The 13201-nt window shown below is 70.2% G+C and carries 9 protein-coding genes; 1 reads left to right on the top strand and 8 read right to left on the bottom strand.

Annotation, left to right across the window (positions count from 1 at the left end):
• Positions 1-150: 150 nt before the first annotated feature.
• Positions 151-1737, bottom strand: a complete 1587-nt coding sequence (locus FV230_RS04120; RefSeq protein WP_147841372.1) for an alpha-amylase family glycosyl hydrolase — start codon at positions 1735-1737, stop codon at positions 151-153.
• Between the two features lie 392 nt (positions 1738-2129).
• On the opposite strand from FV230_RS04120, the gene FV230_RS04115 reads away from it, so the two are divergent.
• The gene (locus FV230_RS04115) at positions 2130-4592 is read left to right on the top strand and encodes a glycogen/starch/alpha-glucan phosphorylase (protein WP_246694727.1); all 2463 of its coding nucleotides are present in this window, start codon (positions 2130-2132) and stop codon (positions 4590-4592) included.
• A gap of 150 nt (positions 4593-4742) precedes the next feature.
• On the opposite strand, the gene FV230_RS04110 is transcribed toward FV230_RS04115, so the two are convergent.
• The 7 genes from FV230_RS04110 to FV230_RS04080 all read right to left on the bottom strand — a co-directional run.
• Positions 4743-5672, bottom strand: coding sequence for a ferredoxin--NAD(+) reductase (locus FV230_RS04110; RefSeq protein WP_187274634.1), 930 nt, complete (start codon positions 5670-5672; stop codon positions 4743-4745).
• A 34-nt stretch (positions 5673-5706) separates the two neighbouring features.
• Positions 5707-6093: a hypothetical protein gene (locus FV230_RS04105; protein ID WP_147841371.1), complete on the bottom strand. Its 387-nt coding sequence runs from the start codon at positions 6091-6093 to the stop codon at positions 5707-5709.
• A 304-nt stretch (positions 6094-6397) separates the two neighbouring features.
• The gene (locus tag FV230_RS04100) at positions 6398-6829 is read right to left on the bottom strand and encodes a DUF805 domain-containing protein (RefSeq protein ID WP_187275379.1); all 432 of its coding nucleotides are present in this window, start codon (positions 6827-6829) and stop codon (positions 6398-6400) included.
• A gap of 167 nt (positions 6830-6996) precedes the next feature.
• The gene (locus tag FV230_RS04095) at positions 6997-9867 is read right to left on the bottom strand and encodes an EAL domain-containing protein (protein WP_147725207.1); all 2871 of its coding nucleotides are present in this window, start codon (positions 9865-9867) and stop codon (positions 6997-6999) included.
• A 211-nt stretch (positions 9868-10078) separates the two neighbouring features.
• Positions 10079-11374 carry a pitrilysin family protein gene (locus FV230_RS04090; RefSeq protein ID WP_147841369.1) on the bottom strand — a complete coding sequence of 432 codons (1296 nt, stop codon included), beginning with the start codon at positions 11372-11374 and terminating at the stop codon, positions 10079-10081.
• The gene (thrC, locus tag FV230_RS04085) at positions 11371-12783 is read right to left on the bottom strand and encodes a threonine synthase (RefSeq protein ID WP_147841368.1); all 1413 of its coding nucleotides are present in this window, start codon (positions 12781-12783) and stop codon (positions 11371-11373) included. The genes FV230_RS04090 and thrC overlap by 4 nt, the downstream gene beginning before the upstream one ends.
• A gap of 69 nt (positions 12784-12852) precedes the next feature.
• On the bottom strand, positions 12853-13201 hold a 349-nt coding region (locus tag FV230_RS04080), incomplete at its 5' end, for a DUF4864 domain-containing protein (RefSeq protein WP_147841367.1).

The raw sequence follows: 13201 nt of genomic DNA, 5'->3' as shown, positions 1-13201 counted from the left end.
GTCCTGGCGCACCGTTCCATCCGCAGCCGATCTCGACATTGCCAACGCCCTCGTGCTCCGCCGGGTTTCCGCTGCGACGCACAATCTAGGCCAGGCAGATCGTTAATGCGCGGTTCATCGCATTGCACTGCGGCATTTAGGTTCGCGGTTTCAGCGCTTCTGCAGGATCAGCCCCTCGTCCGGCCCGAGCGCGATGGAAGCGACCGCGCCATCGCCGCCACGATGCCCGCGGGTCGAGAGAAGCACCGTCCAGGTCTCGTCGGCGGGCAGGGCCAGCATGTGCGAGGCGCCGCCGAAGTTCAGCAGGATGCGGAACGCGCCGTCATCGCCGAACCGCTCATAGGCGAACACGTCGGCCGCTTCGGTCGCGATGCCGCGATACGCGCCGACCGAAAGCGCCGCGTGCTCGCGCCGCAGCGCGAGGAGGCGCCGGTACAGGGTCAGGATCGAGGTCGGATCGTCGCGGAGCGCGTCGACGTTCCGGGTTGCCGCATCGCCGGAGAGCGGCAGCCACGGTTCCACCGTCGAGAAGCCGGCATGGACCTCGCCGTCCCACTGCATCGGCGTCCGCTCGGGATCGCGGCCGTGTCCAGGCTCGTTCCGCTCCCACGGATCGCGGACGCGGTCGGCCGGGATCGGCACGTGGGCCAAGCCGATCTCGTCGCCGTAATACAGCGTCGGCGTGCCGCGCAGCGTCAGCAGCAGCATCGCCGCGATCCGCGCCTGATCCGCCCCGACGCGGGCCGCGATGCGCGGCTGGTCGTGGTTGCCGAGCACCCAGTTCGGCCAGCCGCCGTCGGGCAGCGCGGCTTCGTAGTTCTCGACGAGGTCGGATACCGCCTCCGCGCTCCACGGCGTCTGGATCAGCTGGAAGTTGAACGGCATGTCGGCGCCGGAGAGGTCCGGGCCGTAATAGGCCATTAGCCGCTCCATCGGCAGGTAGATTTCGCCGATCAGCACCCGCTCGCCGTAGGGGCGCAGCACCGCGCGCATCTCGGCGATGACGTCGAGCACCTCGGGGCGGTCGGCGGAGTAGACCTGGGCGAAGCGGTTGATCTCCGGCTGCTCGGGCGAGAAGTCGGGATTGGCCGGATTGTCGCGGAATCCGGCATCCTTCATCAGGTGCCAGATCACGTCGACGCGGAACCCGTCGACGCCGCGCTCGAGCCAGAACCGGAGGGCGTGGTGCATCGCCGTCCGCACCGCCGGGTTGCGCCAGTTCAGGTCGGGCTGCTCCTTTAGGAAGGCGTGATAGTAGTATTGCCCGGTGGCCGGATCGAGGGTCCAGGCCGGTCCGCCGAAGTTGCTGAGCCAGTTGTTCGGCGGCCCACCATCCGGGGCCGGATCGCGCCAGATGTACCAGTCGCGCCGCGGGTTCGTGCGCGACGCGCGGCTTTCCGCGAACCAGGGATGCGTGATCGCGCTGTGGTTCGGCACGAAGTCGAGAATCACCTTCAGCCGCCGCCGATGCGCTTCCGCGACCAGGGCGTCGAAGTCGGCCAGCGTGCCGAACAGCGGATCGATCCCGCAATAGTCGGACACATCGTAGCCGTAGTCGGCCATCGGCGACGGGTAGATGGGCGAGATCCAAACCGCGTCGACCCCGAGCCAGGCGAGATGCTCGAGCCGGGCGGTGATGCCGGGCAGGTCGCCAATCCCGTCGCCGACCGTGTCCTGGAAGGAGCGCGGATAGACTTGGTAGACCGTGCCGCGCTTCCACCAGACCGTGCCGGCCATGAGCGATATCCCCGAAGTTGACAGGCTCGGCTTTAGCGTTTTCGCCGGCGGGAGGCGACGGGGGTACGGTTCACCCGGAGTTCAACACCGGCGTGACAAAGTCCTGTCGGGTTTCGGTGCGACGGTGCTTGTGTCTGAAAGGACACAAAGGCGAATCAGATCGCCGCCATCGACGGGATGGAGCCCCAGCGACGCCTCGACAAGACCGGTGAGCGACCGCAGGATCGTCGATCCGGGACAGGGGTCGATCGCCGCCGACGAACGCAAGCGGCGCTCCCGAGACGCGAAGACGCGCCGGGGCCGACGATGGGGGATTGCACGTGCTGAAAGACGCTATCTTGGCACCCGTACCCGGCGACGAGCGATCCGACGCGCCGGATCGGACGAGCACCGTGCCGTTCCGTGAACCGCAGGTGTGGGACAAGCCGGCGCAGCCCGCCTCGGGCGATGCCGTCGCCGACCTCCGCGAAGCGATCCGCGCCAAGCTCGCCTACGCGATCGGCAAGTCTGCCGAGACGGCACGGGAGCGCGACTGGTTCGCGGCCACCGCCCTCGCGCTGCGCGACCGGATCATCGACGCCTGCCAGGCCGCAGACCCGTCGGTACCGAACAAGCGGGTCTACTATCTCTCCCTCGAATTCCTGATCGGCCGGCTCCTGTCGGACGCGATGAACAATCTCGGCCTGGTCGAGACCACGCGTGCCGCCCTGCAGAGCCTGGGCGTCGACCTCGGCACCGTCGAGGGCGCCGAGCCCGACGCGGCTCTGGGCAATGGCGGCCTCGGCCGCCTCGCCGCCTGCTTCATGGAGAGCATGGCGAGCATCGGCATCCCGGCGATCGGCTACGGCATCCGCTACGACCACGGCCTGTTCCGCCAGACCTTCGAGGACGGCTGGCAGCGCGAGGCACCCGAGACCTGGCTCGCGGAGGGCAACCCCTGGGAGTTCGTGCGTCCGGACGCGACCTACGCGATCGGCTTCGGCGGCCACGTCACCATGGCGGCGGTCTCGGACGGCGTGATCCGCCGGCACTGGCATCCGGCCGAGACGGTGCTCGCGGTGGCGCACGACGTGCCCGTCGTCGGCTGGCGGGGAAAGACGGTGAACACGCTCCGCCTGTGGAAGGCCGAGAGCGAGGCGCCGGTCGATCTGGCGCAGTTCAACGGCGGCGACCACGTCGGCGCGGTCTCCAGCCGGATGCGCGCCGAGGCGATCTCGCGGGTGCTGTACCCGAGCGACTCGTCGACCGCCGGCCAGGAGCTGCGCCTGCGCCAGGAATACTTCTTCACCTCAGCCTCGCTGCAGGACCTCGTCCGGCGGCACGTGGCCGAGCGCGGAGACGTCCGCTCGCTGCACGACCACGCCGCGATCCAGCTCAACGACACGCACCCGGCCATCGCCGTGCCCGAGCTGATGCGCATCCTGCTGGAGGATCACGGGCTGCAGTGGGACGATGCCTGGCACGTCACGACCAACACGCTGAACTACACCAACCACACCCTGCTGCCGGAGGCGCTCGAGACCTGGCCGGTGGAGCTGATGGAGCGGCTGCTGCCGCGCCACATGCAGATCATCTACCTGATCAACTGGATGCACCTTGAGGAGCAGGGCCGCCACGGCCGCCACGACGCCGCCCACCTCGCCTCGGTCTCGCTGATCGACGAATCGCAGGGGCGCCGGGTGCGGATGGGGCACCTGGCCTTCCACGGCGCGCGCCGGGTGAACGGCGTCTCGGCGCTCCACACCGATCTGATGCGCTCGACGGTGTTCCGCGACCTGCACGCGCTCGACGGCGACAAGATCGTCAACAAGACCAACGGCATCACCTTCCGCCGCTGGCTGCACAACGCCAATCCCGGCCTGACCCGCCTCGCGGTGGAAGCGGTCGGGCCCGGCGTCCTCGACGATCCCGGCCTGCTGCGCGGGCTCGACGCCTTCGCCGAGGATCCGGCCTTCGTGAAGCGCTACGCGGCGGCCCGCTTCAGCCGCAAGCAGGCGCTGGCCGGGATCATCGCCGAGCGCACCGGGATCGACGTCGACCCCTCGGCGCTGTTCGACGTGCAGATCAAGCGCATCCACGAATACAAGCGCCAGCTTCTCAACGTCATCGAGACGGTGGCGCTCTACCAGGCGATCAAGGCCGAGCCCCACAAGGACTGGACGCCCCGCGTCAAGATCTTCGGCGGCAAGGCGGCGCCGAGCTACAGCCAGGCCAAGCTGATCATCAAGCTGGCGCTGGACGTGGCCAAGGCCGTCAACGACGACCCCGAGGTCGCCGACCGCCTGAAGGTGGTGTTCCTGCCGAACTACTCGGTGAGCCTCGCCGAGGCGATCATCCCGGCCGCCGACCTCTCCGAGCAGATCTCGACCGCGGGCATGGAGGCGTCGGGCACCGGCAACATGAAGCTCGCGCTCAACGGCGCGCTCACGGTCGGCACGCTCGACGGCGCCAACATCGAGATCCGCGACCATGTCGGTGCGGACAACATCTTCATCTTCGGGCTCGACGCCGCCGGCGTTCAGGCCCGCATCGCCGAGACCAACTACGCGCGCGACGCGATCCAGGCCTCGCCGCGCCTGGCCGCCGCCCTCGACATGATCGCCTCGGGCCGGTTCTCGCCGGACGAGCCGAACCGCTTCCGGCCGCTGACCGACGACCTGCGCCACCGCGACCAGTACCTGCTCACCGTCGACTTCGACGATTACTGGCGGGTCCAGCGCGAGATCGACGCCGCCTGGAAGGACCAGGCCGGCTGGTGGGCCAAGGCGATCCGCAACACGGCGCGGATGGCCTGGTTCTCGTCGGACCGGTCGATGCGGGAATACGCGCAGGAGATCTGGCGGGTGCAGGTCTAGGGGAACGCCTCTCGCCGCGGTTTTTCCCTCCCCCCGCTTAAGGGGGGAGGGAAGGGCGGGCCCCTTCAAGAGAATCGCTGCACACGCCAGCCGCTCAGACTCAGGGTGGCTCGTGTCGCAAAGCGAGAACGAGGCGGGCGCCTGGGCGATCTACGCGTCGACCAGGACCGGATAGCATCGTGCGCCGACGGCAGCCGCGAGAACCTGCACCGCGCCCACCGTCGAGCTGTCGCCGGCCACGTGCACCACGTCCGTGGCGCGCAAAGCCGGCAGGTGGGCGGTGAGCGGTCCCGGCCGCACGTCCGGCGGCCGCTGGCGGCTGCGGTCGGCGCTGAGCACGATGCGCCCGACGCCCGTGGCCCGCAGCCATTCCAGGCTCTCGCGCATGTAGAGATCCAGCGGATCGCGCGCGCCGACGACGACGCAGAGGTCGCGGGTCGGCTCGATGTAGCGGGCGGCGCGGGCGATCGACCAGATCTGCCCGAAGCCGCAGCCGGCCGAGACCAGCACGAGGCGCCCGCCGCCGGGGCGGTACTGCGCCCGTCCGACCGGGCCGCGAATCTTCACCTCGGAATGCAGCGGCAGCGAATCGGCGAGCGACCAGCCGTCCTCGTCCCGCGCGAGGTGGAACACCAGCTCGTTGAGTTCCGCCGAGCCGTCGACGCGCAGCGTCGGGCACAGGGTGCGCAGGCCGACGCCGTCGAGCGCGAGCGCGACCTGGGCGCCGGGTCCGAGCGGCAGGTCCTTGCTCACCGTGACGACGAGCTCGATCACATGCGCGGTGAGCGCGCGGACCTCGGTGACGGTGCCGGTGCGCATCGCGACCGCCGGGGCCGGCTCCTCCGCATGCGCGTGGATCGACGGGCCGGCCGGAAGCGCCAGCTTGATCGGGTCGACCCGCTCGCGGCGGCCCGGGACGCGGCGCGCCCCGGGAGTCGCTCCCTGTCCCGGAACGGCGGCGCCGTGGGTCGCCTGGGCGGTCGCGATCATGCCGTCGGCGACCGCCGCATCGAGCGGGGTGTCGCCGGTGGCGATGCGGACGGACTTGCCGTTGACGACGAGCGAGCACCGCGCGCTCATGGTCGTCTCCCGAATGTCATGAGGATGGCGGCGATCAGCGCGGGGACATCAGCAGGCGATCGACCATGCCGGCCCAGCGCTCGCGGGTGGCACGCGCCTCCGCGCCGATCGGCTCCGGCTCAACGTGCAGCGCCATGCGGGCGCGCAGGGAAGCCGCCTCGGCCCGCTCGGCCATCAGGATGGCCTTCATCACCGCCATCTCGGCCTGAAGTCGCTCGACGACGTCCTCCTCGGGCTCGCCTTCGAAGGTCTCGTCCTGGAATTCGAGGTCTTCGAGGGCCGCCATCTCGTGCTCCGAGGTGGCGAACGCGGCCTCGAGCTGGGCGTCGGCCGGCTCATAAGCCGGCATGGCGTACGCGGTCGGCGCGGCGCTGCGCGGCGCGTCGAGGCGGATCGGGCGCGCGATCAGCCGGCGTACCACATCGGATCCGCTCGTCTCGCGAAACCGCCTTGCCGCTTCGGCCATCACCGTTCTCCAGCACGCGGCAGGGGCGTCGTGCGCCCTGCCATTTCTCCACACAACCTTCCGTCGGCATGGTTAAGGGAGGCTTAAATCGCGGTTGTCACGCGCCGATTCCTCCGGGCGGCGGCGGGCGAGCATGGCGCCCGTCCGCCTCAGGAAATTCGGCTGCGCACCCGTCTTCGACCGAAATGGGTGCGCATCGTCGCGCGGAAACGCTGCGACGTCACCGATTCGGGATCGTCGCAGCGTCGATCAAGCGGCGTCAGATCGCCGGAGACAGGCCCGCGGACGTCGCGAGGCCGCGGCCGCGCGGGTCGGGGCCGAACGTGTTCGGGCCGACCGTGCCCCGCAGGAACCCGGTCTCGATAAAGTACCAGAGGTTGCCGAGCGGAATGAGCGAGAGCAGCACCCAGACGCCGGGCTTGTCGCGGTCGTGGTAGCGCTTGATCCCGAGGCAGACCGACGACCAGACGATGAAGACCGTGGTGAGGAGGTTCAGGATTACGAACGGGATCGCTGCCGGCCCATCGACCTTGAAGCCTTCCCCTGCGGCGGCCTCGTTCGGGATCATCTGGGCCAGCACGTAGTTCAGCGCGGACGCGACGATGATGGCGCCGAGCACCGAGCCTAGGATGCCCTTCCAGAAGGTCGCGCGCCCGATCCGGCCTTCGGCGGAGAAGAGAAGTTTTTTCATGATGTCGACAGCCCCATCGGCCCTCCGTCCGCGCATGGTTCTGCGGGATCGGCCGGCGATCGAGCCGTAGGGTGCCGAAAGCTTAGCTTCAACGCGAAGGGCGACCACGGGACGGGGGTGCAAGAGTTCGGGACGCCGGAGCAATCGACCTGGGGATGAAACCGCGATCAGGCGGCTTCCGGTGCCGCCCCCACGAGCTGGCGGGCCTGCAGCATCGTCATCGGCTCGCCGAAGGCGTAGCCCTGCGCGTAGTCGCAGCCGAGCTCGGCCAAGGCCTGGGCGTCGGCCTCGGACTCCGCACCCTCGGCGACGATGGCGAGGTTGAGCTCGTTGGCCATCCGCACGATCGAGCGCAGGATCGCCGTCTTGCCCGAGGCCATCTGGCGGACGAAGGACTGGTCGATCTTGATCGTGTCGAAGGGGAAGCGCTGCAGGTAGGACAGCGCCGAGTAGCCGGTGCCGAAATCGTCGAGCGAGAGCCCGGCGCCGAGATCGTGGATGCGGGTCAGCATCTGCGCGGCGTATTCGGGGTTCTCCATCACCAGGCTCTCGGTGAGCTCGAGCTTGAGCGAGCCCGGGATCACGCCGGAGCGGGCGAGCACCGTCTTCACGTCGTGCAGCAGGTCGTGCCGCAGCAGCTGGCGCGACGAGACGTTGACCGAGGCGAAGATCGGCGGGTCGACCTCGAGCGAGCGCTGCCATGCGGCGAGCTCCAGCGCGGTCCGTTCGAGGGCGAAGATCCCGAGGTTGACGACGAACCCGCTCTCTTCCGCGACCGGCATGAAGGTGGCCGGCGGGATGCGCCCGAGCTTGGGGTGATCCCAGCGCAGGATCGCCTCGAAGCCGGCCACCGTGCGGTCCTCCAGGCGGACGACCGGCTGGAACAGCACCTTCATCTCGTTGCGCTCGAGCGAGCGGCGGAGGTCGCTCTCCAGCATCAGCCGGTCCGAGCGCTCGGCGCGCATGTCGGCGCGGAACACCTCGATGCGATCGCCGCCGCCGCGCTTGGCCTGGACCATCGCGGTCTCGGCGTTCTTGAACACCTCGTCGCGCTTGAGGCTGGCGCCGGTCTCGTGCAGCGCGAGGCCGATCGAGACGGTGAGGAAGATCTCGCGGTCGGCATAGGTGATCGGCGTCGCGATGGCGCGGCGGATCATCTCCGCGAAGGCCAGGATGCGGTCCGAATCACGTTCCGACAACAGGATGACCGCGAACTCGTCGCCGGCCACGCGCGCCAGCGTGTCCTGCGGCCGCAGCAGGCGGCCGAGGCGGCGCGACAGCGTGAGCAGGATCGAGTCGCCGGCCGAGAGGCCGATCGCGTCGTTGATGCCCTTGAACCGGTCGATGTCGAGGACGATCACCGTCGGCTTCAGCCGCGGGTCCTGGCTCGCGAAGGCGATCGCGGCATCGAGACGGTCGCCGAACAGCTCGCGGTTCGGCAGGCCGGTGAGGCTGTCGTGCACGGCGTCGTGCAGGAGGCGCTCCTCGGCGGTCTTGATCTCGGTGACGTCGGCGATGGTGCCGACGATGCGGATCACCTCGCCGTCGTTGCCGATCACCGGGCGGGCCTTGAGGCGGTACCAGTAATAGGCCCCGCCCGAGGTGCGCAGGCGGAAATCGTGGACGATGCGGCCGCGCCGCTCCTCGATCATGGTGTCGAGGGTGGCCGAGTAGCGCTCGATGTCGAACGGGTGCAGCAGCCCGAGCCAGTTCGCGGCCGGCCCTTCCAATGCGCCGCGCTTGAGGCCGAGCTGGACCTCGATCTCCTGGCCGGCGAAGACCCGGTCGCCCGGCACGTCCCAGTCGAACACCACGTCGCCGGCGCCGGTGAGCGCCAGCGCCCGCCGTTCGGTGTCGGAGACGAGGGCGTGTGTGAGGCCGCCGCCGGCGAAGGCGTGCTGCATCACCGTGAAGCCGATCAGCATGACGATCAGCACGAGGCCGCCGATCAGCGCCGGCTGGGTCAGCTCGCTGCCGATCTGGCCGGTCACCGCGAAGCCGGCGGCCGTGACCCAGACGACGAGCAGCGTCCAGGTCGGGACGAGCAGGATGGCGCGGTCGTAGCCGTTATGGGCGGCGAGGTAGGCGATCAGCAGCAGCCCGACCCCGGCGACCGCGGCGATCGAGATGCGCGCGACGCCCGCCGCCACCGGCGGATCGAACAGGGCGAGGCCGACAAGCCCTGCCAGGAAGGTCAGCCAGAAGAACGCGACGTGGCTGTAGCGCACGTGCCAGCGCGAGAGGTTGAGGTAGGCGAACAGGAACACCAGCAGCGTCGCGGCCAGCACCGCCTCCGCCGAGGCGCGGTAGACCCGCTCCGCCAGCTCGGTGACCGGGAAGACCCGCTGCAGGAACCCGAAATCGATGCAGGCATAGGCGAGGACCGACCACGCAAGCGCGGCCGCCGCGGGGAAGATGATCGCGCCCTTGACCACGAAGACGATGGTGAGGAACAGCGCCAGCAGGCCGCTGATGCCGATGATGATGCCCTTGTAGAGCGTCAGGCCGGCGGCCTTCTTGCGGTAGGCGTCCTGATCCCAGAGGTGCACCTGCGGGATGTTCGGGCCGCGCAGCTCGGCGACGTAGGTGATCGTCGTGCCGGGATCGAGGGTGATGACGAACTCGTCGGCTTCCGGGTTCTCGTTGCGCTCGGGCCGGATGCCCTGGCTCGCGGTGATCGCCGCGATGCGCGAGCCGCCGAGATCGGGCCAGACCACGCCGGAATCGACCAGCCGGAAATGCGGCGCGACGAGGATGCGCTCGATCTGCTCGTCGGTGTCGTTGGTGAGCGCGAACACCATCCAGTCGGGCCGCGCGCCGGCATCGCGCGCCTTCACGACGATGCGGCGGACGATGCCGTCCTTGCCCGGTGCCGTCGAGATCTGGATCAGGTCGCCGTCCGAGCGGTAGCGCTCGATCGCCGTCGTCAGGTCGATCACCGGCGCGTCGAGGGTGACCCGCACCGCCTCCACGGCCCGAGCGGAACCGCTGAGCAGAAGGCCGCAGAAGAGTGCGAGATAAAGGGCGAGGATGCGCAACGGGCGAGTGTTCCGGCCGGGTACGGCGGCGAGTACGGCTCAGGTTCCGCGCAGTGGTAGAGGCGGGATTAACCTGGAGCAAGGCGGCAGAGGCCCGGCGGCCGGCGTCACCCACCGCTGGCATACGCGATCGTCCGGGCCGGGGATCGCCCGCTTTTGCGGCCAAAACAAGTTTTCGGTCGCAGCGCGGGCGTGTCGTCCCCGGTCTCGCTCAGGCGGCGCGCAGCACCGCCGTGATCCGGTCGAGGGACGGGAGCTTCTTGATCGGGCCGATGGCGGCGAGCGTCGGCGCCCCGGCGAGGACCGCGAGGCCGGCCGCGCGCACGTGGTCCACCGTGACGGCGTCGACCTTGGCGATCACCTCCTCGGCCGGGATCACGCGGCCCCAGGCGAGGATCTGGCGCGCGTTGCGCTCGATCCGGCCGCCGGGCGTCTCCAGCGCGGAGAGCAGCGAGACCTTCAGCTGGGCCTTGGCGCGGGCGATCTCGACGGTGTCGAGGTCGCGTGCCGCGCGCGCGGTCGCCGACAGCGTCACCTCGACAAGCTCAGGCAGGTCCGCGCCGGAGGTCGCCGCGCCGATGCCGAACAGCCCGCAATCGGAGAACGGCCAGTGAAACGCCTGGATCTCGTAGGCGAGGCCACGGGTCTCGCGCACCTCCTGCCAGAGCCGCGAGGTCAGCCCGCCGCCGAGCACCTGCGAGAACATGTGCAGCGCGTAGTAGGCGTCGTCGCGGAACGACAGGCCGGGCAGGCCGATCACCACGTTGGCCTGCTCGAGCTTCTTCGGCATGCGCCGCTCGCCGCCGGCATAGGTCCCGGGGATCGCTTCGGGCGCGCTCGACCTCGGCATGGCGCCGAAATGGCGCTCGGCCGACGCGACGAAGGCCTCGTGCTCGACGGCGCCGGCGGCGGCGACCACGAAGCGGTCGGGGGTGTATTCGCGGGCGAGGTAGGCGCGGATGCCGGCCTCGTCGAAGCTCCGGATGGTCTCGGGCCGGCCGATGATCGGGCGACCGATCGGCTGCCCGGGGAAGGCGGCCTCGGTGAAGGCGTCGTAGACCACGTCGTCCGGCGTGTCCTCGATCCCGGCATGTTCCTGCAGGATCACGCCCTTCTCGCGGGCGAGCTCACCCGCGTCGAACACGGAATCGGTCAGGATGTCGCCGAGCACGTCGAGCGCGGTGCCGACATCCTCGCCGAGCACCCGCGCGGTGTAGCTCGTGCCCTCGGCCGAGGTCGCGGCGTTGATCTCGCCGCCGAGGTTCTCGATGTCCTCGGCGATGGCCCGGGCCGAGCGCGTGCGCGTGCCCTTGAACGCCATGTGCTCGATGAGGTGGCTCAGGCCGTTCTCGTCCGGGCGCTCGTGGCGCGATCCCGCCCCGACCCAGACGCCGAGCGTCGCGGTGGCCACGCCCGGCATCGCTTCGGTCGCGACGGTGACGCCGTTGTCGAGGGTGGTGATGCGCAGGCCCGGGGAGGCGGCGTGGGTGGCGAAGTGCTGGTTCATGCGCCCCTCGTGATGCGCGCGCGGTCGCGGATCAGGGCCTCGACCGCGGCCTGGTCGTTGCCGACCCGCGTCATGCGCTCGGGCCGGTCCATCAGGTCGGCGAGATGCGGGGGGAGGGCGGGGCGAAGGCCGCCGGTGGCGCGGCTCACCGCATCGGGGAACTTGGCGGCGTGCGCGGTCGCCAGCGCCACCACCGGGGTCGCCGGGTCCTGCCGCAGCAGGCGGCGGGCGGCCCGCACGCCGATGGCGCTGTGGGGATCGAGCACGTGCCCGGTGGCGGCGTGGGTCTGGGCGATCTCGTCCATCACGTCGGGCTCCGACACGGCGGTGGCGTCGAACTCGGCACGCACCTTGGCGAGCACTCCCTCGTCGAGGCTGAAGCCGCCGGACTGCTTGAGCCCGGACATGAGGCGGCCGAGCGAGGCGGCGTCGCGATCGAGCGCCTCGAACAGCAGCCGCTCGAAGTTCGACGAGATCTGGATGTCCATCGAGGGCGAGGTCGTGGCCTGGACGCCGCGCAGCTCGTAGACGCCGTGCTCGAGCGTGCGCGCCAGGATGTCGTTGGCGTTGGTGCCGATCATCAGGCGCTTGATCGGCAGCCCCATGCGCTTGGCGACCCAGCCGGCCAGCACGTCGCCGAAGTTGCCGGTCGGCACCGCGAACGACACCTTGCGGTGCGGCGCGCCGAGCGCGACCGCGCTGGTGAAGTAGTACACGGCCTGCGCCGCGACGCGGGCCCAGTTGATCGAGTTGACGCCCGAGAGCTTCACCGCGTCGGCGAAGTCGGCGTGCTGGAACATGGCCTTCACCATGTTCTGGCAGTCGTCGAAGTTACCGTCGACCGCGAGCGCGTGGACGTTCGGCGCGTCGACCGAGGTCATCTGCCGGCGCTGCACCTCCGAGACGCGGCCGTGCGGGAACAGGATGAAGATGTCGACTTGGTCCAGCCCGCCGAAGGCCTCGACCGCGGCGCTGCCGGTGTCGCCCGAGGTCGCGCCGACGATGGTGGCGCGGCTGCCGCGGGCGCGGAGCACGTGGTCCATCAGCCGCCCGAGCAGCTGCATCGCCACGTCCTTGAACGCGAGCGTCGGGCCGTGGAAGAGCTCGAGCAGGAACAGGTTGTCGTCGAGCTGGGTCAGCGGGCAGATCGCCGGGTGGCGGAAGGTGGCGTAGGCCTCCTCGATCATCCGGTCGAGGTCGGCATCCGCGATCTCGCCGTCGATCAGGGGGCGCAGCACCAGCTTGGCGGCGTCGGCGTAGCGCTTGCCGGCCAGCCCCGCGATCTCGCTCGCGGACAAGGTCGGCCACGCCTCCGGCACGTAGAGGCCGCCGTCGCGGGCGAGCCCGGCGAGCAGGGCATCGGAGAACGAGAGCGGCGCGGCGGATCCGCGGGTCGAGACGTGCAGCACGGGGGCCTCCGGGGAAGGCGCCCCCTCTACACGATGCGGTCGGGCGTGTCGAAGACCGCCGAGGCGGGTTCAGGCGTTCGTGCCCTCGGCCTTGACCAGCCGGCAGCCGCTGATGCGCCACGCTCCGTCGGCGCCGCGCTCGAGGCTGTAGACGGCGGTCCAGTCGACGCCGTCCTCGTCCTGGATCGCCACGTCCTGCGAGAGCGCCCCGTCGCCGAGGTCCTGCATCTGCCCGAACACGAAGGTGCGGTGCCGATAGACCGGCCGGTAGTTGTTGCGCACCATGCCGAGGAACACGTCGGCGGTCGGGAACATGCCCTGGATCGCCGGGGCTGCCTGGGCGTAGGCGGTGGCGGCGTCGTCGCGCACCAGCGCCTCGGCCTGCCGGGTGATCGCCGCGCGGGCCGCCTCGCGGGCG

Source organism: Methylobacterium sp. WL6 (genome assembly GCF_008040095.1).
GTDB lineage: Bacteria > Pseudomonadota > Alphaproteobacteria > Rhizobiales > Beijerinckiaceae > Methylobacterium.
The sequence above is the reverse complement of the archived record's forward strand: the minus strand, read 5'-3'. Positions and strand labels throughout refer to the sequence as shown.

Bases quoted from the DNA above. Each gene is read 5' to 3' on its own strand.
- FV230_RS04120 (WP_147841372.1), bottom strand. From the start codon at position 1,737: ATGGCCGGCACGGTCTGGTGGAAGCGCGGCACGGTCTACCAAGTCTAT.
- FV230_RS04110 (WP_187274634.1), bottom strand. From the start codon at position 5,672: ATGAGCGCGCGGTGCTCGCTCGTCGTCAACGGCAAGTCCGTCCGCATC.
- FV230_RS04100 (WP_187275379.1), bottom strand. From the start codon at position 6,829: ATGAAAAAACTTCTCTTCTCCGCCGAAGGCCGGATCGGGCGCGCGACC.
- FV230_RS04090 (WP_147841369.1), bottom strand. From the start codon at position 11,374: ATGAACCAGCACTTCGCCACCCACGCCGCCTCCCCGGGCCTGCGCATC.